The following is a 22,893-nucleotide window of genomic DNA, read 5'->3' on the forward strand; positions in this document are numbered from 1 at the left end:
ATCATCCTATCTCTGCCCCGTTTTTCGGCTGTATCGGGAGGGTCAGCCGCACGAGCGTGCCGCGATCTTTCGCGCTGGTGATCTCGAACCTTGCGGAGATCAGCCGCGCGCGGGTTTTCATGTTGTCGATGCCGTGGCCGGCGCGGTTTTCAGGCGCGCCGATGCCGGAGCCGTCGTCCTTGACCTCGATCGAAAGAGCCCTGCCCGCCTGGGTCAGTGCCACCTCTATCCGGTCCGCCTGGCCGTGGCGGATGGCATTGTTGACCGCCTCCTGGACGATCCGGAACAGGGCGATCGCGACTGTCGGATCAAGATCGCGAAGCGTGCCGCAGGTCTCGTCGGTCATCTCCCAGGCGATCGTCTGGCCGCTTTCGCGCACCGACCGCTCCAGATGGTTCTCGATCGCTTCGGCGACGCCAAACAGTTGCAGCACGGTGGGCTTGGCTTCCTCGATGATCTCGCGAAGATCGTGCATGCATTGCTGCATGGCGCGGCAGAGCGGCTCCAGCGCATCGCCCGGCACGCTCGCAACCCCGGTCAGCTTCTCCATGCGGCGGGTCAGCCGGGTCAGGTCGGCAAGCGTCTGGTCGTGCAAATCCATGCCGATCCGCTGGCGCTCTGCCTCCAGGGCCTCGGTGAGCTTCAGGGCGCCCAGCCGCAAGCCCTCCTCGCGGGCGCTGGCTTCGGTCTGGATCACGGCCGAGCGCTTGGCCTGTTCGGCGGCCCGCAGCGCGAAGAAATAGGGGGCGAGCAGGTCGGCCACCGCGCGTGCGTTCTCGACATCTTCCATCGTGTAGCAGTCATACTGCCGGCTGGAACAGCTGAGCGCGCCGATCACGTCGCCCTGGGCTTTCAGCGGAACATGGAGACGGCTTTTGAGCGAAAGCTCGATGATGGGGCTCGCAAAGGCGCCGTCGAAATGAAAGCGCGGATCTGTCAGGGCATTGCCCGAGAGAAGATAGTCAACCTCGCCGGCCAGCAGCGTGCGGATCGGGCTGCCGGTCAGAAGTGCGGGCGGCTCCTTGCTCCAGGCGGTATCGAGGCCGCTCTCATAGGCGATATGGTATTTGCCATCCAGCATCTTGATGCAGACATCGAGATGGTCGTGCGGGATGATATGGCTGATCTCCTCGCCCACGGCCTTGATGATCGCATCGAAATCGAGATGGCCGGCGAGCAATCTCGAAATGCCGAGATAGCGGTCGAACAGCGAGTTGCGCGCCGGATTGAGCATGATCAGGCCTCCTCCCAGGCCCTGGCGACATTAAGCGCCAGCTTTTCAGTCACGTCCTGCGGGAACCCGCAGACTTTGCGCGAAAGCCCGCAGAAAGCGTGCTTGGATGCGCCTGTACAACATTAGAAAACTCCTCCATTCTCGATTTACTGAGCAAAAGGGGCTCAGGGCAATCATTATCTCCGGACACCCGTTGAGGAGCGGCCCGGGGATATAGAGGGAGCTTTTGGGAGGAAATCATGAATATCAGAACGATGCTTGCGGCATCCGTTGCCGTCGCGTGCCTGTGTGGTCCGGCGCTTGCCGATACCTCATCCAAGAAGATCGCGCTTTCCAACAATTATGCCGGCAATTCCTGGCGACAGGCGATGCTGACGAGCTGGGACAAAATCACCAAGGAAGCCGTTTCCAATGGCGTGGTCGCAGCTGCTGATCCGTTTACCACGGCCGAAAACCAGGCGACCGAACAGGCCGCCCAGATCCAGAACATGATCCTGCAGGGTTATGATGCGATCGTCATCAATGCCGCGTCTCCGACCGCACTCAACGGCGCCGTCAAGGAAGCCTGCGACGCCGGCATCACCGTCGTGTCCTTCGACGGTATCGTGACTGAACCCTGCGCATGGCGCATCGCGGTCGACTTCAAGAAGATGGGTGAGAGCCAGGTCGACTATCTCGCGAAGAAGCTGCCGAAGGGCGGCAATCTTCTCGAAATCCGCGGCCTTGCCGGCGTTTCCGTGGACGACCAGATCCATGCCGGCATCCAGGCAGGCGTTGCCAAGCACACCCAGTTCAAGGTGGTCGGCTCTGTCAACGGCGACTGGGCGCAGGACGTGGCCCAGCGTGCGGTTGCCGGCATCCTGCCGAGCCTGCCGGACGTAGTTGGCGTGGTGACACAGGGCGGCGACGGGTATGGTGCGGCACAGGCATTTGCCGCCGCCAAGCGCCCGACGCCGACGATCGTGATGGGTAACCGCGAAGACGAACTCGTTTGGTGGAAGCAGCAGAAGGACAAGGACGGTTACGAGACCATGTCGGTCTCGATCGCGCCTGGCGTCTCGACGCTTGCCTTCTGGGTGGCCCAGCAGATCCTCGACGGCAAGGAGGTCAAGAAAGACCTCGTCGTGCCGTTCCTCAGCATCGACCAGGCGGGCCTCGAAGAAAGCCTGAAGACCACCCAGAAGGGTGGCGTGGCGAATGTCGAATATTCGCTGGCAGACGCCCAAAAGGTGATCGACGCCAAGTAGCGTCGCCTCCCGCGTGCCGGGCCGCGAGGGCTTCGACCTCTCGCGACCCGGCATGATTTCCCATTCAAAAAACAGACTGCGATCTGCATGAGCGAAACCTTGAACCGACAAGAGGTTGTGGCCGCGCGCGGCGTCCGTGTGACTTTCGGAGCCGTGAAGGCGCTTGATGGCGCCGACCTCGTGATCCACGCGGGCGAATGCGTCGGGCTGGTCGGCCATAACGGTGCCGGCAAATCCACCATCGTCAATGTCATCAATGGCGGCTTATCTCCCCATGAAGGCTCGCTCCGCTACAGCGGCAACGATGTGCGGGGCATTTCGGCTGCGCGTGCCAACGGCGTGCGCTGCGTATTCCAGGAACTGTCGCTCTGCCCAAACCTGACGGTCGGTGAAAACGCCCGCATCATGCATGCGGAGCTGAAAGGATGGAACTGGCGCGGCCGGGCGCTTGCGCTGGTCGAAACCCAGCTGCAGGACATCTTTCCCGGCCATGCCATCGATTGCGACAGCACGGTCGACGACCTCTCGATCGCCGAACGGCAGATGGTGGAGATCGCCATCAGCTTTGCCGGCATCTCGGCGCCGCCGAAGCTGGTCATTCTGGATGAGCCGACGTCATCGCTCGATGCCGGACTTGCCGCACAGCTGATGGCCTATATCCGCAAGTTCGTTGCCGCCGGCGGGTCGGTGCTGCTGATCTCGCATATTCTCGGCGAAATCCTCACCACCTCCGACCGCATCGTCGTGATGAAGGATGGCCGCGTGGTGGCAGATCGCGCCGCTTCAAAATTCAATAACCGCAGCCTTGTCGAGGCGATGGGCAATGTGGTGCGCGAACAGGAGCTTTCCCGCCCCGCGGTTGCGAAGTCGGGCGCTCCGGTGCTTTCGATGCCGGCGCGGCGTGGGCGCGGGCATGGACAGGGAAATGCTTTGCCCTTCGAAGCCTATCGCGGCGAGATGATCGGGCTTGCCGGTCTCGGCGGCCATGGCCAGACGCAGGCGCTGCTCGATCTCTATCTGGCGCGCAACAGCAACTGGTTTCCGACGAAAAAGCGCGACATCGCCTTCGTCGCCGGTGACCGCAGCCTGAACGGCACGTTTCCGCTCTGGAGCATTCTCAAGAACCTGTCGATCGCTTCGCTCGACCAGCTGTCATCGAAGCGGATGATCGATGGCGACCGCGAGACTGCGCTCGGCGAAGGCTGGAAGAAGCGGATCGAGATTCGCACGCCCGACATGGGCAACCGCATCCTGTCGCTTTCCGGCGGCAACCAGCAGAAGGTTCTGTTTGCGCGGGCACTCGCGACCACCGCAGATATCGTGCTGATGGACGATCCGATGCGCGGCGTCGATATCGGCACCAAGCAGGAAGTTTATGAAATTCTGCGCTCGGAGGCCGCCAACGGCCGGACATTCATCTGGTACTCGACCGAGATGGACGAAATCCGGCTCTGCGACCGGGTCTATGTGTTTCGCGAGGGCGCGATCGTCGCCGAACTTGTCGGAGAGGAGATCAGCGAGAAGAGCGTGCTTTCTGCCTCGTTTTCGCAGGGAGAAGCGGCATGAAGATCTCGTCCGGCACCATTCGCCTGATCATTCCCGCCGCATCGCTGGTGCTGCTGCTGGCGGCCGTCTTCTATATGCAGCCGCGCGCCATGAGCTATAACGGCCTCAACCTGCTGTTCAATCTGGCGGTGCCGATCGCGCTTGCGACCATCGCCCAGATGCTGATCATGTCCGTCAACGACCTCGACCTGTCGATGGGCACGTTTGTGAGCTTCTGCGCCTGTGTCGCCGCAACGCTTTTGCAGACCTCGCCGGCACTCGGCATCCTGATCCTGCTCGGAGCGATCGCGACCTATGCCGTCATCGGCGTCGTCATCCATCTGCGCGAACTGCCGTCGATCGTCGTTACGCTCGGGATGAGTTTTGTCTGGGGCGGGCTTGCGGTGCTGATCCTCCCCTCGCCTGGCGGTACGGCACCGGGTTTTGCGCGATGGATCATGACCGCCAAGCCGCCGCTCGTGCCGATGGCGATCGTTGCCAGCATCCTCATCGCCGCCGTCACCCATTATATCGTGATGCGCTCGTCGTTCGGGGTTCTGATGCGCGGCGTCGGCGGCAACGACCGTTCGGTCGAACGGGCCGGCTGGTCCGTGATCGGCATCCGTGCCGGAACCTACGCGCTGGCCGGGCTGTTTGCCGTGCTTGCCGGCATCGCGCTGGTGGGGCTTACCACCTCTGCCGATGCCAATATCGCGCTGCGCTACACGCTGTTGTCGATCGCGGGCGTCATCCTTGGTGGCGGCGAGTTCGTCGGCGGCAAGGTGTCGCCGATCGGGGCCGTCATCGGGGCGCTGACGCTGACGCTTGCCGGGTCTTTCCTGTCCTTCATGCGGATTTCGCCGGACTGGCAGATCGGCGCGCAAGGGGCGATCCTGATCGTCGTGCTTGCCCTTCGCCTTGCCCTCAACCGTCTCGAAAAGCGGGAGAAGAGCCAATGACCATGCAACGTCTTCTCGTCGCCAAGCCGTGGATCTGGTCGTTTGCAGCGACTGCCGTCGTCTGGATCATCACCGTTCTCTTTACCGGCGGGGCAAGCTCGTTCGGCCTGTCGCAGGCAGCGCTGACCTTTGCCGCCTTTTCCGTCATCGTCGGCATCGGCCAGATGTTCGTGATTACGCTTGGGCCGGGCAATATCGATCTGTCCGTGCCGGCGACGATGACGCTATCAGGCACGCTTGCCCTGAAGCTGATGGACGTACAGGACGGCATGATCGTCGTTGGACTGCTCGCCTCTGTTGGCATCGGTCTCGTCGTCGGGCTGGGCAATTACATCCTGATCAAGCTCTTGCGCATTCCGCCGATCATCGCGACGCTGTCGATGAGTTTCATCGTCCAGTCGGTGGCGATCTGGAGCAATCGCGGCCTGCGCATCAAGCCGCCGGAAACGCTGGCGGAATTTGCCACATCCGGCCTGCTCGGCATTCCCAATGTGGCGCTGGTGGCATTGATCCTCTCTGCCGTCGCATGGGTGCTTCTGGAAAAGTCGATCTACGGGCGCTGGATCTCGGCGATCGGCCAGAGCACGTTTGCGGCCCGCATGACCGGTATTCCCGTCGATGGCACGCGGCTTGTCACCTATATGCTGTGCGCGGTTCTCGCTTCCGTCTGCGGTTATCTGCTGGCGAGCTTTTCCGGCGGTGCAGCACTCAACATGGGCTCGGAATACCTGCTGATGTCCATTGCTGTCGTTGTCATCGGCGGCACGGCGGTGGCGGGTGGAAATTCGAACATACCGGGCATCTGGGGCGCCTCGCTGTTCATGTTCCTGGTGGTGTCGATGCTCAACACCTATGGCTTCGGCGCCGGTGTGCGCCTCATCCTCACCGGCACGATCATCATCGCCGTCATTCTTCTCGCCGGCGGTCGGCAATCGAGCCGATAGATTTTAAATACTTCAGACACATTCAACCGGACGCAATGCCATGTCGCAGACATCTTCACCTTACGAAATCCACGACAACCGCTTCCGGCACCTGATCGTCCCGAGTTCAGGCCTGGAAGAACTCTATTCGGACTGCCGCTGGGCGGAGGGGCCTGTGTGGTTTTCCGATCTGCAATGCCTGATCTGGAGCGACATTCCCAACCAGCGGATGCTGCGCTGGGTCAAAGATGGCGGCGTTTCGGTGTTTCGCACGCCTTCCAATTTCACCAACGGCAATACCCGCGACCGGCAGGGGCGGCTTGTCTCGTGCGAGCACGGTGGCCGCCGCGTGACACGCACGGAGATCGACGGCTCGATCACCGTGCTTGCCGACAGCTACGAGGGCAAGCGGCTGAATTCGCCCAATGACGTGGTGGTGCGCTCGGATGGAAGCGTCTGGTTCACCGACCCCACCTATGGCATCAAATCCGATTACGAGGGTTTTCGGGCAGAGCCTGAACAGGCGACCCGCAACGTCTATCGGCTGGATCCGGAAACCGGCGAGATCGACGCGGTGGTGACTGATTTCGGCCAGCCCAACGGGCTCGCCTTCTCGCCGGACGAAAAGATCCTCTATGTGGCCGACTCATCGTCGAGCCATGACCCGTCCGCGCCGCGTCATATCCGCGCCTTCGATGTCGTGGACGGCAGGCAGCTCAAAAACAGCCGGGTATTTTGCGATATCGACAACGGTCTGGCGGACGGGTTCCGCGTCGATGTCGACGGAAATGTCTGGACGAGCGCCGGAGACGGGGTGCATTGCTTCGGTTCGGACGGCAAGCTTTTGGGAAAAATCCTGCTGCCGCAGACGGCGGCGAACCTCACCTTCGGCGGCCCGCGGCGCAACCAGTTGTTCATCACGGCAACGAAATCGCTCTATGCGATCTTCCTTGCAACAACGGGCGCCGGCGTTAGCTGAGCAAGTGTAAAATTAGCAAAACGCAATCCATGGTGAGGCAAGCTTCGGTTATTATTCAACAACCCGTCGCTCACCGCCAAGGAGCGTCATTCGGGAGGATTGGCTACCCGCCGTAGGCGGTCCTCCCGTCATTCACGCGTCACGCGATACCAGTCACGCGCTCCGCGAAAAATCAGCCAGCCGATACGTCCGCATCCTGTTCTGCAAACATCATCTGCAGTTCCATCTGGACGGCATGCATGAACAGTGCGGCCTGCCTTGAGATTTCCTGGTCGTCAGCGCCGCGCTGGCGCATGGACCGTGCAAATTCCGCCATTTCCGTTCTCCAGAACTGGTTGGCGGCGTGGCCATGAAGATCACTCAGGGTTTCAGCACATCGTCTGACATCACCAGTGCGTCGATCGGCCGGGAACTGTAAGAGCGTCATTTCAACTCCGTAAATACCGGGCGAATCGCCCGTACTGAGCGAAACAATGAGCTTTACTCCTTCACAAAAGCTGAACGAGGCTCGCAGAGGTGCGTTCCCAAACCTCGCGAAATCGTTAATATATTAGTTTTTCTAGATATTCGGCGATTGCCATCGACGATGTCAGCCCTGGCGACTCTATTCCGTAGAGCGCCGCATACCCCGGGTGACCCGTCTGCTTCGGTCCCTGAATGAAGAAATCTCCCCCGCCGCCTCCCTTGGGACCGACGACCTTGGGGCGGATGCCGGAATAGGCGGGAACAAGCGTGCCATCGGCAAGGCCCGGCCAGTAACGGCGGATGGCAGAATAGAACTTCTGCGATCGATCGGGATCGACGTCATAGTCGACCCTCTCCACCCATTCGACGTCAGGGCCGAACCGTGCCTGACCGGCCATATCCAGCGTCAGATGCACGCCGAGCCCGCCGGGTTCCGGCACCGGATAGATCAGCCGTTGCGCCGGCGCGCGTGCGGACAGTGAGAAATAGGATCCCTTGGCATAATGGCGTTCGGGGATGGTCGTGGGGTTGAGACCTTCGAGACCGGCGGAGATGCCCCACGCGCCGAGGCCTGCAGCATTGACGACCAGCTTTGCGTCGACATCGACAGGATCGGCTCCACCGACCGACAGGCGTACCGAATCGTCCCGCAAGGTGCCACCGAGAACCGGCGAGTTGAGGACGATGCTGCCGCCATGGCTCTCGATATCGGCGATATAGGCTTCCATCAGCCGGTGGCTGTCGATGATGCCGGTCGACGGCGAAAGCAGCGCCTTGAAGCCGCGGATATCAGGCTCCATGGCGGCCAGTTCCGCACCGTCGATCAGCCGGCAATCTTCGACGCCATTCGCCCACGCCTGCTTCAGCAGCTTGTCGAGATAGGCGACCTCTGTCTCGTTGGAAGCAACGACGAGCTTGCCGCAGCGACGGTGGAGAATGCCGCGCTCCTCGCAGTATTGGTAGAGACTGTGTTTGCCGGCGACTGAAAGTGATGCCTTGAGACTGCCTGTCGCGTAATAGAGTCCGGCATGGATGACTTCGCTGTTGCGGGCGGAGGTAATGCTGCCGGTCAGTGATTCGGCCTCGAGCACGATCACCTCGCGGCCGGAGAGCGCCAAGCGACGCGCGATCGCCAGCCCCACCACACCGCCGCCGATGACGACGCAATCGAGCTCCAGTATTTCCGCCATGCCCACTCTCGCAGTTTCCGCCTTCCACGCGGCATGGCGGATGTTATACGAGAAATCCGGTGAGGCCAGAGGAGGAAAGCCAGTGCTGAAGATCGTATTCCTGGATCGCGACACGATCGGCCCTTCGGTAACGATCACCCGGCCGGGGTTTGCGCATGAGTGGATCGAGTACGGCAAGACGCCGGAAGACGAGGTCGCAGCCAGGATTGCCGATGCCGATATCGTCATCACCAACAAGGCGCCGGTGCGTGGCGCCTCGATCGCGCAGGCATCGCGGCTGAAGATGATCGCGGTCGCAGCCACGGGCTATGACGTGATCGATCTGGCAGCGGCGAAGGAGCGCGGCGTCGTCGTGTCCAACGTGCGCGGTTATGCGGTCAACACGGTGCCCGAGCATACATTCGCGCTGATCTTTGCGCTGCGCCGCTCGATCATCGGCTTCCGGCAGGACGTGATCGATGGCGAATGGCAGAGGGCGAACCAGTTCTGTTTCTTCAACCATCCGATCAAGGATCTTGCCGGCTCGACGCTTGGCATTTTCGGCGGCGGGACGCTCGGCAAATCGGTGGCACGGATCGGCGAAGCGCTGGGCATGAGCCCGCTGTTTGCCGCTCGCAAGGGATCGACGGAGGTTGCGCCGAGCTATACGGCGTTCAACGAGGTGCTCGAGCGCGCCGATATCATCACGTTTCATATGCCGCTGACGCCCGAGACCCGCGACATGATCGGCATCGCGGAATTCCGGCAGATGAAGCGCAAGCCGCTGGTTATCAACACGGCGCGCGGCGGGCTGGTCAACGAGGCCGATCTGGTGACGGCATTGAATGAAGGGCTGATCGGCGGGGCAGGCTTCGACGTGCTGACGAAGGAGCCTCCGGCATCGGACAATCCACTGATTGCCGTTCTCGACCGGCCGAACGTAATCGTCACGCCGCATGTCGCCTGGGCAAGCGACGAGGCAATGCAATCGCTCTGGGCACAGGTCATCGACCACGTGGCGAATTTCGAGAAAGGGGCACCCTTGAACGTTCTGTAGACAGTGTCGGTGGGTGGAGGTCTTGATCAATGCAGCGAACGGAAGCCGTCACGCGTCGCAGCCTTGCGGAAACAACGATGGAGGATGGAGCCGCCGCCTTCACCGAAGGCTTTCGCGGCTACGTGGTGAAATTCACGATTTCGCCTGAGGCGTTCGCTTTGCGCATGGCGCGTGAAGATGTCGACCCTGAAGCAAGCGAAGTGTTTTTCGACGGTGACAAGCCCGCCGGGACCCTGCTGATTGCGCGACGGGGGAAACGGTCGCGCGTCAGTGCGCTCGGCATCGGCCCGACGATCCGCGGTCAGGGCCTCGGGACCCGCGTCATGACGGATGCGATTGCCGCTTTAAGGGCACGGGGCGATGACGTCCTTATCCTCGAAGTGATCGATTCCAATATCCGCGCTCGTGACCTTTATCTGTCACTCGGCTTCGAGATGTCCCGCAATCAGGTCGGCTTCAGCCGCAGCCGGACACGACCGGTGCCGGAGGTTCCGCCCGCGGCCGAATGCGAATATATGGAAGCGGCCGCGATGCTGTCCCGGTTTGCGGATGCAAACCCGACGTGGCAGACCGATCCGGACTGTTTTCGCCATCCCGGGTCACCGCTGAGAAGTTTTTCGATCGGGACGAAGGCTGTCGCTTTGCTTGATGATACGAAGGATGACGTGCGGATCTATGGTTTCGCGGTCGATCCGGCGGAAAGGCGCAAGGGTCTCGGCCGCGCCTTGGCCGACAGCCTCGCGGCGCGCTATCCCGGTCGCAGGCTATATACGGCGGAGAATATTGCAGCTGGGTTGCTTGATCCCTTCATGCGCCGCATCGGATGGCGACGCAGCCGGCTGACGCAGTCCGAGATGGTGCTGAGGCTGGATTGAGCGGAAACGCAAAAAGGCCTCGCACGCGGCGAGGCCTTTCGATCAAAAGTAGCTTATTGAGCGACTACATCCAGTATGGCGGGACGCCGTAGTAGTCGTAAACCGACTTGTCCTTCGCGCTATAGAAGCTGTCGTCGTCGATATCCTTGTAGCGCGGCGCTCCGGAAATCTGGTCCTTGGTAAGGTCGATCCGGTAACCGTCCAGCTCCTCGTCGTAGTGAAGCTTTTCCCACGGCAGCGGATAGTAATCGTCACCAATGCCAAGGAAGCCACCGAAGCTCAGGACGGCGTAGGCAACGCGGCCACCCTTTTTCTCCAGCAGAATTCGCGCAATCGAGCCGATCCGCTTGCCATCGGCGCCGTAAACTGCGGTGCCTTCGACCTTGTCGCTGGCAATCAGCGAAACGGTATCCTTGACATAGGGGTCCTGCCCCGCACGCGGTTCATGATGCATCATAACGCAACTCCTTTTTGTCGTGTCGTTATGGTTGAAAAACGGCTTGCGGCCGCGGAGGTTCCGCACTTTGCGGCCAAAAGCTTGTCGAGTATCAAGTCTCGGCACGTTGACGCTTACGTCAAAGTTAGATAGCAATTCACGATAGGTTGCGCTGGTCTGTTGGGGCTGACGCATGGCATAATCATCGACGATGGCCGGCGGAGGAGGAAGCCGCCAGCCAGCTGCGCCTGATGCGCGCAGATCGATATGGGAGGAGACGCAGATGAGCGAATTGTCCAAGCAGCCCGCCACAGCGAGGGAAAAGATCTGGCTTGCCAGCTACCCGCCCGGCGTTCCCCCCGAAATCCCACCCCTGGCACATGCTTCGCTCGGCGCTCTCTTCGAAAATAGCTGCGCCCGTTATGCCGATCGCCCGGCCTTTTCGAGCATGGGTAAGGCCATCACCTTTCGCGAGCTTGAAGCCGAGAGCCGCAAGATCGGCGCTTGGCTGCAATCGACGGGCTTGCAAAAGGGAGACCGGGTGGCGGTGATGCTGCCGAACATCCTGCAGAACCCTGTCGTTGTCTACGGCATCCTTCGGGCAGGCTATACGGTCGTCAACGTCAACCCGCTCTACACACCGCGCGAGCTGCAATACCAGCTGGAGGATTCGGGTGCCAAGGCGCTCTTCGTACTGGAAAACTTCGCCCATACGGTAGAACAGTCGCTTGCTGGCACCGATGTGAAGCATGTGGTCGTAGCAACGATGGGCGACATGCTGGGCCTCAAGGGCCATATCGTCAATCTCGTCGTGCGAAAGGTCAAGAAGCTCGTTCCAAACTGGTCGTTACCCTCGGCCACAAGCTTCAAGCAGGTGCTCTCCGAAGGATCGGGCCAAACCCTGACGCCGCAGGATGTGGGACCTCAGGACATCGCGTTTCTGCAATATACCGGCGGCACGACGGGTGTTTCCAAGGGCGCGATCCTGACTCACGCCAATCTTCTGTCCAACGCATCGCAGATGGGCTTGTGGCTGGACACCGCCTTCCTGACAAAGCCGCGTCCGCCGCAATTGCAGTTCCTGTGCGCGCTACCCCTCTACCACATTTTCGCGCTGACGGTGAATTCGCTGATGGGGGTTGCGACCGGCAGCCACAATATCCTGATTGCCAATCCGCGCGATATCCCGGCCTTCGTCAAGGATTTGCAGAAATACAAGATCCACGTCTTCCCCGGGCTCAACACGCTGTTTAATGCGCTGATGAACAATGCCGATTTCCAGAAGCTGGACTTTTCGGCGCTGCTTCTCGTCTTCGGCGGCGGAATGTCGGTGCAGCGGCCGGTCGCCGAGCGCTGGCTTGAGATGACCGGTTGCCCGATCACCGAAGGCTACGGCCTGTCCGAGACGTCGCCGGTCGCCACCGCCAACCGGATGGATGTCCAGGGATTCACCGGCATGATCGGCTTGCCGATCTCGTCTACCGACATCTCGATCCGCGACGATGACGGGCTGGAGGTCGAACTCGGCGGCGTCGGCGAAATCTGCATCCACGGCCCGCAGGTGATGGCCGGATACTGGAACCGGCCGGACGAGACGGAGAAGGCGATGACCCCGGACGGCTTTTTCCGAACCGGCGACATGGGCTACATGGACGCTGCCGGCTATATCAAGATCGTCGATCGCAAGAAGGATATGATCCTTGTCTCCGGCTTCAACGTCTATCCGAACGAGGTTGAGGAAGTCGTGGCGAGCCATCCGGGCGTGCTGGAATGCGCGGCAGTCGGTGTCAAGGACGAGCATTCCGGCGAGGCGGTCAAGGTGTTCGTCGTGCGCCGGGATCCGGAACTGACCGAGGCCAATATCAAGGCGCACTGCATTGCCAACCTGACAAACTACAAGCGCCCTCGCTTTATCGAGTTCCGCGACGCGCTGCCGAAAACGAATGTCGGAAAAATTCTGAGGCGCGAGCTTCGGCAATAGCCATTCGTTGCGCGGCTGCGACAAGCGCTGCCCAACTGCCCCCGTCCGACGAGAGATCACCCGTTTGAGGTGGACCTTGGACGCCTGCTCCGTTAGCCGTTAAGGATAATTAACTTTTTGGCATGTGGAGTTCGCTTGGATAGAAGCGCTGGACCCTTTCGTTGCATCGTCATTGCTGCGCTCTTGGCAGCCGCCCTTTCGGGCTGCGCCGGGCGGCCTGAAGGCGTACTCGTTCCAGCCGCGGCAGGGGCTGCGGAAACCAAGGGCATATCCAAGGTAGACGTTCTCGTCGCCACCACCCGCCGACCCTCCGAGACGCCGGGCGTGCTGTTTTCCGGCGAGCGAGACAAGACCCCGAGCGTGACCGAAATCAGCGTCTCGATACCCCCCGATTCCGTCCGCAAGATCGGCGAGGTCCAGTGGCCGAAAAAGATCGTGGCGGATCCGACCAAGGAATTTGCGACGCTTTCGGTCACGCCGCTCTCGCCGCAGCGTGCCAATGAGTGGCTGCGCGGCAACCTGCCGAAAAGCCGACGGGTAATGGTGTTCGTGCACGGGTTCAACAACCGCTACGACGACGCCGTCTACCGGTTCGCCCAGATCGTCCACGACAGCGGCACCGATGTGGCACCGGTCCTCTTCACATGGCCGTCGCGCGGCAGCATCTTTGCCTATAACTATGACAAGGAAAGCACCAACTATTCCCGCGACGCGCTGGAAGACATGCTGAGCCGGCTTTCCAAGGATTCCCAGGTCAGCGAAGTGACGATCATGGCGCATTCGATGGGCTCATGGCTGACAGTCGAGGCGCTGCGCCAGATGGCGATCCGCGACGGTCGCGTGGCACCGAAAATCACCAACGTCATCCTTGCGTCGCCGGATCTCGATGTCGACGTGTTCACCAACCAGTTCTCGGCGCTTGGTCCCAAGCATCCGAAATTCACGTTGTTCGTTTCGCGCGATGACCGCGCGCTCAATCTGTCGCGACGGATTTCGGGCAATATCGACCGGCTCGGGCAGGTGGATCCGACCGTCGAACCCTATCGTACCGAATTCGAGAAGGCCGGTATTACCGTGCTCGATCTGACGGCGCTGAAGGGGAACGATCCGCTCAACCACGGCAAGTTCGCCTCAAGCCCAGATGTCGTGAAGCTGATCGGCAACCGGCTGATCGCCGGCCAGGAAGTGACCGACAGCGATGTTGGCCTCGGCGAGCGGCTGGGTGCCGTGGCGCTCGGCACGGCGCAGACGGTCGGCAGTGCCGCAAGCGTTGCCGTCTCGACGCCGATCTCGATTTTCGATCCGCGCACGCGGCGCAACTACGCCGAACAGGTGGATCGCTTCGGTCGCGCCATCGGCAACACAGCCGAGAGTGCAGTGGTCCCGTAAGGCTCTCAACCCATGCGAAGCAGCGAACATCGCGCTCAAAGCTTGATTTGAACGCGAAAGCGAATAGGTTCCCACGCATCCATCCGAATGCGAGGAACGTCCATGCAGACCATCGTCAACGAGCTGAAATCCACTGCCGAAAAGACAAATGCCACGGATATCCGCGCGGCTTTTGCTGCTGATCCCGGCCGGTTCGGGAAATTCAGCGTCAGCTTCGATGACCTCATCATGGATTATTCCAAGACTGCGGTGAACGGAGAGATCCTTGCCCTGTTCGAGACGCTGGCGGAAGCTGCCGGTGTTGCGAAAAAGCGCGATGAGATGTTTTCGGGCGTTGCCATCAACTTCACGGAAGACCGGGCCGTTCTTCACACCGCCCTGCGCAACCGTTCCAACACGCCTGTTATGGTCGATGGCCGGGACGTGATGCCGGATGTCAACGCCGTGCTTGCGGCGATGGGCAAATTTTCAGACGGCATTCGCTCCGGCAGCCTGAAGGGCGCAACGGGCAAGGCGATCACCGACGTCGTCAATATCGGCATCGGCGGCTCCGATCTCGGCCCGGTCATGGCAACGCTGGCGCTTGCACCTTTCCATGATGGCCCGCGCGCGCATTTTGTTTCCAATGTCGATGGCGCCCATATTGCCGACACGCTGAAGCATCTCGAGGCCGAAACGACGCTGTTTATCGTCGCCTCGAAAACCTTCACGACGATCGAGACGATGACCAATGCCGCCACGGCCCGCAAGTTCATCGCCGACAAGCTGGGTGACGATGCGGTGAAGCATCATTTCTGCGCGGTCTCGACGGCGCTCGACAAGGTTGCCGCCTTCGGCATCGACCAGGACCGGGTGTTCGGCTTCTGGGACTGGGTCGGCGGTCGCTATTCGATCTGGTCGGCGATCGGCCTGCCGCTGATGCTTGCCGTCGGTCCTGAAAACTTCGGCAAGTTTCTCGATGGCGCGCATGCGATGGACACCCATTTCCGCACGGCGCCGACCGCGAAGAACCTGCCGATGCTGCTTGGCCTGATCGGCTTTTATCACCGCAACGTGCTGGATTACCCGACCCGCGCGATCCTTCCCTATGACCAGCGGCTGCTGCGCTTCCCGGCCTATCTGCAGCAGCTCGACATGGAGTCGAACGGCAAGGGCGTGACGATCGACGGCACGCCGGTTGAGGGCAATTCCGGCCCGGTCGTCTGGGGCGAACCCGGCACCAACGGCCAGCATGCCTTCTACCAGCTGATCCACCAGGGCACGAGCGTCATTCCGGCCGAATTTATGATTGCAAAGACTGGCTTCGAGTCGGAGCTTCGCCATCAGCACGATCTGCTGATCGCCAATTGCCTGGCGCAGTCGGCGGCCCTGATGAAAGGCCGGACACTGGATGAGGCCAAGGCGCAGCTGGCAAAGGCCGGCATGGACGACGCGAAGGCCAGCCACATCGCGCCGCATCGGGTCTTCACCGGCAACCGCCCGTCGATCACCTTCGTGTACGAGAAGCTGACGCCGTTTGCGCTCGGCCGGCTGATTGCGCTCTACGAGCACCGGGTCTTTGTCGAAGGCGTGCTGTTCCGCATCAATTCCTTCGACCAGTGGGGCGTGGAGCTTGGCAAGGAACTGGCGACCGGTCTTTTGCCCGTCGTGCAGGGCAAGGCCGCCGCTGACGACCAGGATGGCTCGACGCAAGGTCTGGTGAAGGCATTGATTGGCTGAGACGCCATAGGATGAGCCGGGTTCGCCCGGCTCATCCTTGATACCACGCAATCGCATGCCGGACTCGTCGTGATTGGCGATCCGAGCAACCAATAGCTGCTCACCGAGTTTGTGAAGGCGCGGACATTTTTGCCGTTGCAGGCGAAACGCCCAAAGTCTGACCAGGAGCCAAGACAATGCAATCGATCGTCTTCATCCAGCCGCTCGTCGCGCTCATCGCGGGGATTGTCATCCTTCTGATGCCGCGCATTCTGAATTACGTGGTGGCGCTCTATCTGATCTTCATCGGCGTTACTGGCCTTTGGCCCAACGTGATGCAAAACATCCCGATGCCAAATTAAGCCTGTCCTGCCGCTGCTTCGTTCATCAACGAAGACAGTCGGCAGGCGACACGGTCCTTCTCAGAGCCCGATCTCTTTCGCGAACGGCGGGTTTGCCCCTGCTCGCGAGACGGTGACTGCCGCAGCCTTGGCGCCGAATGCCAGAAGGGCCGCAATCTGATCTTCGGACAGGCTTGCGACCTGTGTCTTGGTGAGCAGGTTCTGCATTTTCAGCGAGGCCAGCACACCGGCGTCGAACGTATCACCGGCACCGACGGTATCAACCACCGTCACCTTCTCGCTCGGCACGGTCACCTTGTGATTGGCGGTGTAGCCGACAGCGCCATCGGCGCCGCGGGTCACGACGACGAGCTTTGCGCCGTGATGCAGCCAGTGGCGGGCAAGCGTGTCCTCATCGCCTTCAAGGCCGAACCAGGCAAGGTCTTCATCCGAAAACTTGACGATATCCGACATCGCCGCCATGCGGTTGATGCGGGCGAGATGCGAGGCCTTGTCCTTGATAAAGCCGGGACGGATGTTCGGATCGAGAGAGATGACGCGCTTGCCCTGCTCGCGGGCCATCAGCGCTTCGTAGGTCGAGCCACAGGGTTCTGGAATGAGGCTGATCGCGCCGAAATGCAGGGCTTCGCAATCGTCGCCGATCGCTGGCAGGTCGGCCTCGGTGATCATGCGGCCGGCCGTGCCCTCGTCATAGAAGGCGTAGGTGGCATGGCCATCCACCAGCTTCACGAAGGCGATGGTGGATGGGCGGGCGGTGATGGCGCAGTAGCTGAAATCGACATTGCTGCCGCGCAGCGTGTCGCGCAGCACATCCCCCATCATGTCATCGGCAAGGCCCGTGAAGAAGCCCGTGTCCACGCCGAGGCGTCCGAGCGCGATGGCCGTATTGAAAATCGCACCACCGGCATAGGGCGCAAAGCCCTTTTCGCCGAGCGTCGTTTCACGCGGAAGCATGTCGATAAGAGCTTCGCCGCAGCACAGGATCATGGTTTTCCTCCCAAGGAATTTGCCTGTTTTCGACAGGAATAAGCGAGCTTTTGTCCGTTGACCAGAGCAAAAGCTCGCGTTCCGCGAATGCTTAGCGCGGCAGTTCGCTGATGCCGCCGTTGCGGGCCGACCATGCCAGCGGGGCATCCAGAAATGCCTCGACTTCCGACAGCGTGTTCTCGTCGAACAGCTTCTGGTCGCGGGCGACCGAAAGCACGTTGCGCCATGTGGCGATGTGGTGGAACTGCACCTTGCCATCGGCAAACCGCAGCGCGCCCTCGTCAAAGATACCGTAGTAGAACAGGGCCATGCCATGATCGACGACGCCGCCGGCAGCGCGGATGGCATCGATGAACTTGAACATCGAACCGCCGGCCGTGGTCAGATCCTCGATCACGAGGACGCGTGAACCTTCGGGCAGGTTACCCTCGATCTGGGCGTTGCGGCCATGGCCCTTGGGCTGCTTGCGCACATAGATCATCGGCAGCGCCAGGCGATCTGCCAGGAGGGCTGCGAATGGAATACCGGCTGTCTCGCCGCCTGCGATGCAATCGAACTTTTCAAAGCCGGCGTCACGCAGAAGCGTCGACACGGCGAAATCCATGATGGTGGAGCGGATGCGCGGGTAGGACAGCAGCTTGCGGCAATCGATATAGACCGGGCTCATCATGCCTGAGGCAAACTTGTAGTGCTTTTCGGCATTGAAATGCACCGCACCGATTTCCCACAGCATCTTGGCCATGAGTTCGGCCATAACGCTACGGTCCGGAAATGTGGTCTGAATCATGCGCCCGCTCCTTTGCTCGATTCATCGTGTCGCAAGTCCCTGCGGAAAGGCCGCATGACATTCTCGTCGGAACTGCATCTAGAAACCACGCGCCGCAATATCAGCAAGCGGGAGACCGCGCCAGCGCAAGGCGGGTACGATTTACTGAATTCAGGCGTTTTCAGGCGCTTGTGCGATTTTCGCCCGACGACACTGACCGCAGGTAGCCTGAGACCTGGACGCGGTCACGCCCGGCCCGCTTTGCTTCGTAAAGTGCCGCATCGGCGAGACTGAGCACAGTTTCGAAAAGCACGCCCGATTGGGAACCCACCGCGATTCCGGCGCTGACCGTGCAGCGCACGCGGTCAACCCCGACCGTGATGTCACGGGCACCGAAACGATTGCGGATATCGTTGGCGATCCGCTCGGCGCGCCCCGGCAGAACATTGTCGAGAAGGACGGCGAATTCCTCGCCGCCCAGTCGCGCGGTGTTGGGGCCCGGCGTTTCCACCAGCAGATCCTCGGCAAAGATCTTCAGCACTTCATCGCCGACCGCATGACCGTACTGGTCGTTGATTGTCTTGAAACGGTCGATGTCGAACACGATGACTGCGCTGGAGGTGCCCAGCATCCGACCGCCGTTGCGCTCGAACATGGCGCGGCGGTTCATCAGTCCGGTCAGCGCATCGGTCATTGCCTCGCGCCGATGCATCGCTGCCATGCGCCACTGGTGAAGCGCCAGCGAGAGCGCGCCGATGCCTGTCATGCCGGCGATGCAGATGCCGATATTGAGCGTCTCGGCCCAGTTGTTCGGGGCGTGACCCAGCACCCACTGCTGGTTGGCAATGAGGACGGATGCACACAGAACGAAGGAAAATCCGCTCATCGCATAAAGGATGGCCATGCCGGTCAGCGGACCGGGCGCTTCGCTGCGCGCCAGCCAGTATTGCCATGCCGTACCGCCAAGAAGCAGCGCTGCTGCAATGTTCATCAGGATGAAGCCCAGCCCGTCGAGACCGCCGATCATCAGCGGCAGACCCGGGGCGATCGCCGCAAGCGCCAAAAGTGCAGCAAGCCGCCAGGGCCTTGCACCGGTGCGGAACTGCACGGAAGCACCGTATATCACGCTGAGGCCGGAGATCATGAACACGTATGCGACGGATGCGGTCAGGGTACCGGCTTCGGCCGTGTAGAAGCCATAGGCGAAGATGCCGGTTACCGTCATGCTCAATGCGATGACCAGCGTCAGCAGGAAAGAATCGGTCCGCCTTGAAAACCAGGTGCCGAACAAGGTCACCATCAGGCACGCGGCAGAAACGCCGAGCGCAAGCAGAAGAGATTTATAGTCTAGCGTCATGCCGGCAAACTCTTCGGTGATCGAAGTCAGGTAACGGGCGGAAAACTATCTCCCGTTTGTCTCCAAATTATTACCAAGCAACCGTCAAGCTTAAATTTCCTGCCAAATGCCGCTTAGGTTTCAACGACTTCCCAGTGCAGCGGAAACATTGGATCAAACACGGTGATGAGGCCAGCCCCCGTGTCCCGCTTGTCCGGGAAAGCAACCGGATCAGCCTGGCGAACCATCGAGATGCGTTCTTCGTTGGGCGCCAGACCATACCAAGCAGGGCCGTTCAGCGAGGTGAAGGCTTCGAGCTTGTCGAGCGCGTTATCCTGTTCGAACACATGGGCAAGGCAGCTCATGGTGTTGAGCGAGGTATAGATGCCGGCGCAACCGCAACCGCATTCCTTCAGCGGATCCACATGCGGCGCCGAATCGGTGCCGAGGAAGAAGCGGGCATCGCCGGAAGTCGCAGCGGCTCTCAGCGCCAGCCGATGGTTTTCGCGCTTGGCGACCGGCAGGCAGTAATAATGCGGGCGGATACCGCCCACCAGAAGCGCGTTGCGGTTGATGATCAGGTGATGCGTGGTGATCGTTCCAGCCAGATTGGAATCGGCCGACTTGATATAGTCGATGCCGTCGGCCGTGGTCACATGCTCCATCGTCACCTTCAGTTCCGGCAGGCGCTTGCGCAGCGGATCGAGAACGGTCTCGATGAAGACGGCTTCGCGGTCGAAGATATCGACGTCCGGCGTCGTGACTTCGCCGTGTACGCAAAGCGGCAGGCCGATCTTTGCCATGCGCTCCAGCGCCGGCATCGCCTTGTCGAAATCGCGCACGCCACCATGCGAGTTGGTGGTGGCACCGGCGGGGTAGAGTTTGACTGCGGTGATCAGGCCGCTGTTCTTGCCGTCTTCGAGATCATTGGGATCGGTCTGTTCCGTCAGGTACAGCGTCATCAGCGGTTCGAACCGGTCGCCAACAGGCAGCGCCGCCATGATCCGTTCGCGGTACGCTCTTGCGTCTGCGGTCGTGACCACCGGCGGGACCAGATTGGGCATGATGATCGCGCGCGCGAAATGCCGGCTGGTATCGCCGATCACCCCTTCGAGAACCGCGCCGTCGCGCAAATGCAGATGCCAGTCGTCGGGGCGGCGGATACTGATGGTATTCATGGGGCCTCTGGGCGGTTGTTGGCGCTGGAAGAGTTCATCCCCCTTAGCATCAACATTCCGCTCAAAACAATCACCGCGACAACAAACTGACGCGGACGATAGTGTGGAACCCCATCACTACACGCCCCGATTACACGCAAATGTGCACAGGCTGGATACCATTTATCAATGAAAGCTTAAGATCGGCAGGAACCAGTCCGCATTTCCGGCGTTCGTCCACCAATCGAACAGTTCTACCAGCCGGAGCAAGAAGATGAAATCCCTTAATTCGAAAGTCAACAGGGGATTGGCAATTGCAGCAGGCGCTGCCGCAGCTTTCTGTGCATTGACGGTTTCCCTGAGTGCCCAGGAGCGTTCCAACCTCCTCGTGACTGTAGCTCTTCAGACCGAGTGCGACCAGCTTGCCGGCAGCCCGTTCGACGAGCAGCGCAATGGTTCATTTGCTCCGGTCGATATCGCAAACATCGACGTGAAGGCCGTTGATGCGTGCCGCACCGCTTACGAGGCGACCGGCAACCCGCGTTTCGCCTATCAGCTGGGCCGCGCGCTCAACAATTCCGAACAGGCCGATCAGGCGATGACGGCTTATAATGTAGCTGCCGAAGCAAACTACCCTGCAGCCAAGGTCAACTTCGGCATGCTGATGGGCCGCTTGGGTGACGAGCAGCAGGAATTCCGTCTCTATACCGAAGCCGCAAACGGCGGTAACCGGCTCGCAGCCTACAATCTTGGCGTCGCCTATCGCGATGGCCTGGGAACTCAGGTCGACGTCACCAAGGCGCTCACTTGGTTTGAAAAGGCAGCTGCTGAAGGCGACGATACCGCTGCGTTCAACATCGGCGCGATTTATGACGAAGGCACGATGTTGCCGGCCGACGATCAGACGGCGATCGCTTGGTACGATCTGGCTGCACAGCGCGGCAATACCGATGCGATGATCAATCTCGGCCTGATGTACGAAAGCGGTGAAGGCATTACGGCCGACGCCCAGAAGGCGGTCGACCTCTATCGCAAGGCTGCCGAGAAGGGCGACCTGTTCGGCGCCCAGAAGGTCATGGAATTCCAGGAACTCGGCATGATCCCCGCTCAGCCGAAGCAGGACATGAACGAGGGTATGAACACGCTGGTTCTGAAGCAGGGCGACATTGAGACTCCTGCCAAGAACGGCAGAGATATCTAAGACCGTCGAGACGACGCAAGGCTCGCCAACGGCCTCCGCTTAGATCTCTCCGGCTGACGGACCCCAGACATCCGTCATCGCGAAACCATCGGCCAGTGGGTCGAACGGATCAAGCGCGATCTGGTGCAGACCAAATGTGAACCCGCGTCCCGCTATCGTCGGAATGATCGCAGGTTTACCGGCAACCGTCGTTTCGGCAGCCAATCCCACTTCGAACTGAGTGCCGATGATGGAGCGCGAGATGAAGCTGTCTCCGACCTTTGCCCTGCCGCGCGCGTGAAGCGTTGCGAGATTGGCCGAGTTGCCGGTGCCGCAGGGCGACCTATCTGCCCGGCCCGGCCACATGGTCGTGCAGGTTCTGACCGTGCCATCCGCCTCCGTATCGCGAAACATCACATAAGCAACCCCGGAAATTTCGGGAATTTCAGGGTGCACGACCTCGACCTGCCGGTTGACCAGATCCTTCAGGATCATGCCGGCCTTGACCAGTTCTGCGGCATTGCCCTTCTCGATCTTCAGGCCGATCTGGTCGACATCAACCAATGCATAGAAGATGCCGCCGTAGGACAGGTCGAGCGTGACATCTCCCCATTGCGGTGTGCTGATCGTCACATCAAGCTGATGGACGAAGGACGGCACCATGGTGAGCTTCACCTTCTCGCAACGTCCGTCGCGGCAGGTAGCAACGGCTCTGACGAGGCCCGCAGCCGTTTCAAGCGTCACAACCGTCTCGGGTTCCTTCATCTCAACGATACCGGCTTCCAGAAGCGCGGTGGTGGCGCAGATGGAGTTGGACCCGGAACTGGCATGCGCCTGATCCGGCTGGAGAATCACGAAGGCTGCATCCGCATCCGGATGCTTCGCCGGCAGCAGCAGGTTGACGGAACCGATCGGGGCGCCACGCGGTTCCAGGCAGAGGAAGCGGCGCAGTTCGTGGCCCTTGGGATCGGAATTCAACCAAGCAAGCTGGGCTGCAACCGTATCGCCCGGGATCTTCGGGACGCCACCGATTGCGACCCGTCCGATCTCACCTTCGGCATGGACATCCAGCAACTGGATCGTACGTTTCCATCTCATGTTTCGCCCCTGACGCGCTTGAACCTTTTGCCGGATCTCACCGGCCTGAT

At 60.8% G+C, this 22,893-nt stretch carries 21 protein-coding genes; 12 read left to right on the top strand and 9 right to left on the bottom strand.

What is annotated here, in order from left to right; genetic code table 11:
• Position 1: 1 nt before the first annotated feature.
• The gene (locus ACQY1J_RS18660; protein ID WP_430250539.1) at positions 2-1,234 is read right to left on the bottom strand and encodes a GAF domain-containing sensor histidine kinase; all 1,233 of its coding nucleotides are present in this window, start codon (positions 1,232-1,234) and stop codon (positions 2-4) included.
• A gap of 239 nt (positions 1,235-1,473) precedes the next feature.
• On the opposite strand from ACQY1J_RS18660, the gene ACQY1J_RS18665 reads away from it, so the two are divergent.
• The 5 genes from ACQY1J_RS18665 to ACQY1J_RS18685 all read left to right on the top strand — a co-directional run bounded on the left by ACQY1J_RS18665 (position 1,474) and on the right by ACQY1J_RS18685 (position 6,887).
• Positions 1,474-2,481 (top strand): substrate-binding domain-containing protein, encoded by a 1,008-nt coding sequence (locus ACQY1J_RS18665; protein WP_430250540.1) that lies wholly within the window; start codon positions 1,474-1,476, stop codon positions 2,479-2,481.
• A gap of 87 nt (positions 2,482-2,568) precedes the next feature.
• The gene (locus tag ACQY1J_RS18670; RefSeq protein WP_113167384.1) at positions 2,569-4,047 is read left to right on the top strand and encodes a sugar ABC transporter ATP-binding protein; all 1,479 of its coding nucleotides are present in this window, start codon (positions 2,569-2,571) and stop codon (positions 4,045-4,047) included.
• Positions 4,044-4,985: an ABC transporter permease gene (locus ACQY1J_RS18675; protein WP_062578936.1), complete on the top strand. Its 942-nt coding sequence runs from the start codon at positions 4,044-4,046 to the stop codon at positions 4,983-4,985. The genes ACQY1J_RS18670 and ACQY1J_RS18675 overlap by 4 nt, the downstream gene beginning before the upstream one ends.
• The gene (locus ACQY1J_RS18680; protein WP_113109430.1) at positions 4,982-5,929 is read left to right on the top strand and encodes an ABC transporter permease; all 948 of its coding nucleotides are present in this window, start codon (positions 4,982-4,984) and stop codon (positions 5,927-5,929) included. The genes ACQY1J_RS18675 and ACQY1J_RS18680 overlap by 4 nt, the downstream gene beginning before the upstream one ends.
• Before the next feature lie 40 nt (positions 5,930-5,969).
• Positions 5,970-6,887: an SMP-30/gluconolactonase/LRE family protein gene (locus tag ACQY1J_RS18685; protein WP_430250541.1), complete on the top strand. Its 918-nt coding sequence runs from the start codon at positions 5,970-5,972 to the stop codon at positions 6,885-6,887.
• 172 nt (positions 6,888-7,059) lie between these two features.
• Here ACQY1J_RS18685 and ACQY1J_RS18690 read toward each other — a convergent pair whose 3' ends face one another.
• Both ACQY1J_RS18690 and ACQY1J_RS18695 read right to left on the bottom strand, forming a co-directional pair.
• On the bottom strand, positions 7,060-7,314 hold the full coding sequence (locus ACQY1J_RS18690) for a DUF6074 family protein (protein ID WP_062453958.1): 255 nt from the start codon (positions 7,312-7,314) through the stop codon (positions 7,060-7,062).
• A 115-nt stretch (positions 7,315-7,429) separates the two neighbouring features.
• Entirely contained in the window at positions 7,430-8,542 is a 1,113-nt protein-coding gene (locus ACQY1J_RS18695; protein ID WP_430250542.1) for an NAD(P)/FAD-dependent oxidoreductase, read from the bottom strand.
• Between the two features lie 85 nt (positions 8,543-8,627).
• Between ACQY1J_RS18695 and ACQY1J_RS18700 the strand changes: the two genes are divergently transcribed.
• Positions 8,628-9,578 carry a D-2-hydroxyacid dehydrogenase gene (locus ACQY1J_RS18700; RefSeq protein WP_430251998.1) on the top strand — a complete coding sequence of 317 codons (951 nt, stop codon included), beginning with the start codon at positions 8,628-8,630 and terminating at the stop codon, positions 9,576-9,578.
• A 29-nt stretch (positions 9,579-9,607) separates the two neighbouring features.
• Complete coding sequence (locus ACQY1J_RS18705) at positions 9,608-10,453, top strand: GNAT family N-acetyltransferase (protein WP_430250543.1); 846 nt, start codon at positions 9,608-9,610, stop codon at positions 10,451-10,453.
• Between the two features lie 64 nt (positions 10,454-10,517).
• Here ACQY1J_RS18705 and ACQY1J_RS18710 read toward each other — a convergent pair whose 3' ends face one another.
• Positions 10,518-10,910 carry a PRC-barrel domain-containing protein gene (locus ACQY1J_RS18710; RefSeq protein WP_062453961.1) on the bottom strand — a complete coding sequence of 131 codons (393 nt, stop codon included), beginning with the start codon at positions 10,908-10,910 and terminating at the stop codon, positions 10,518-10,520.
• A 262-nt stretch (positions 10,911-11,172) separates the two neighbouring features.
• On the opposite strand from ACQY1J_RS18710, the gene ACQY1J_RS18715 reads away from it, so the two are divergent.
• The 4 genes from ACQY1J_RS18715 to ACQY1J_RS18730 all read left to right on the top strand — a co-directional run bounded on the left by ACQY1J_RS18715 (position 11,173) and on the right by ACQY1J_RS18730 (position 16,319).
• Positions 11,173-12,870 carry a long-chain-fatty-acid--CoA ligase gene (locus ACQY1J_RS18715; protein ID WP_174195541.1) on the top strand — a complete coding sequence of 566 codons (1,698 nt, stop codon included), beginning with the start codon at positions 11,173-11,175 and terminating at the stop codon, positions 12,868-12,870.
• A 135-nt stretch (positions 12,871-13,005) separates the two neighbouring features.
• Positions 13,006-14,259 carry an alpha/beta hydrolase gene (locus ACQY1J_RS18720; RefSeq protein ID WP_430250544.1) on the top strand — a complete coding sequence of 418 codons (1,254 nt, stop codon included), beginning with the start codon at positions 13,006-13,008 and terminating at the stop codon, positions 14,257-14,259.
• Positions 14,260-14,361: 102 nt separating this feature from the next.
• A complete protein-coding gene (pgi, locus tag ACQY1J_RS18725; RefSeq protein WP_430250545.1) occupies positions 14,362-15,978 on the top strand; it encodes a glucose-6-phosphate isomerase in 1,617 nt (538 codons plus the stop codon).
• 176 nt (positions 15,979-16,154) lie between these two features.
• The gene (locus tag ACQY1J_RS18730) at positions 16,155-16,319 is read left to right on the top strand and encodes a DUF3096 domain-containing protein (RefSeq protein WP_082471821.1); all 165 of its coding nucleotides are present in this window, start codon (positions 16,155-16,157) and stop codon (positions 16,317-16,319) included.
• 60 nt (positions 16,320-16,379) lie between these two features.
• On the opposite strand, the gene ACQY1J_RS18735 is transcribed toward ACQY1J_RS18730, so the two are convergent.
• The 4 genes from ACQY1J_RS18735 to pyrC all read right to left on the bottom strand — a co-directional run bounded on the left by ACQY1J_RS18735 (position 16,380) and on the right by pyrC (position 20,586).
• The gene (locus ACQY1J_RS18735) at positions 16,380-17,306 is read right to left on the bottom strand and encodes a carbohydrate kinase family protein (protein WP_430250546.1); all 927 of its coding nucleotides are present in this window, start codon (positions 17,304-17,306) and stop codon (positions 16,380-16,382) included.
• A gap of 91 nt (positions 17,307-17,397) precedes the next feature.
• Positions 17,398-18,093, bottom strand: coding sequence for an orotate phosphoribosyltransferase (locus tag ACQY1J_RS18740; RefSeq protein ID WP_062453965.1), 696 nt, complete (start codon positions 18,091-18,093; stop codon positions 17,398-17,400).
• Between the two features lie 160 nt (positions 18,094-18,253).
• Entirely contained in the window at positions 18,254-19,429 is a 1,176-nt protein-coding gene (locus tag ACQY1J_RS18745; protein ID WP_430250547.1) for a diguanylate cyclase, read from the bottom strand.
• A gap of 113 nt (positions 19,430-19,542) precedes the next feature.
• Positions 19,543-20,586 carry a dihydroorotase gene (gene pyrC, locus ACQY1J_RS18750; protein ID WP_062453967.1) on the bottom strand — a complete coding sequence of 348 codons (1,044 nt, stop codon included), beginning with the start codon at positions 20,584-20,586 and terminating at the stop codon, positions 19,543-19,545.
• 253 nt (positions 20,587-20,839) lie between these two features.
• Here pyrC and ACQY1J_RS18755 point away from each other — a divergent pair, with 253 nt between their 5' ends.
• Entirely contained in the window at positions 20,840-21,766 is a 927-nt protein-coding gene (locus tag ACQY1J_RS18755) for a tetratricopeptide repeat protein (protein WP_082471820.1), read from the top strand.
• Positions 21,767-21,805: 39 nt separating this feature from the next.
• Here the strand turns inward: ACQY1J_RS18755 and ACQY1J_RS18760 are convergent, their stop codons facing one another.
• Positions 21,806-22,843: a 4-hydroxyproline epimerase gene (locus tag ACQY1J_RS18760; RefSeq protein WP_113167374.1), complete on the bottom strand. Its 1,038-nt coding sequence runs from the start codon at positions 22,841-22,843 to the stop codon at positions 21,806-21,808.
• Positions 22,844-22,893 lie beyond the last annotated feature (50 nt).

The sequence above is a fragment of the Neorhizobium sp. DAR64860/K0K1 genome (assembly GCF_050500205.1).
GTDB lineage: Bacteria > Pseudomonadota > Alphaproteobacteria > Rhizobiales > Rhizobiaceae > Neorhizobium > Neorhizobium soli.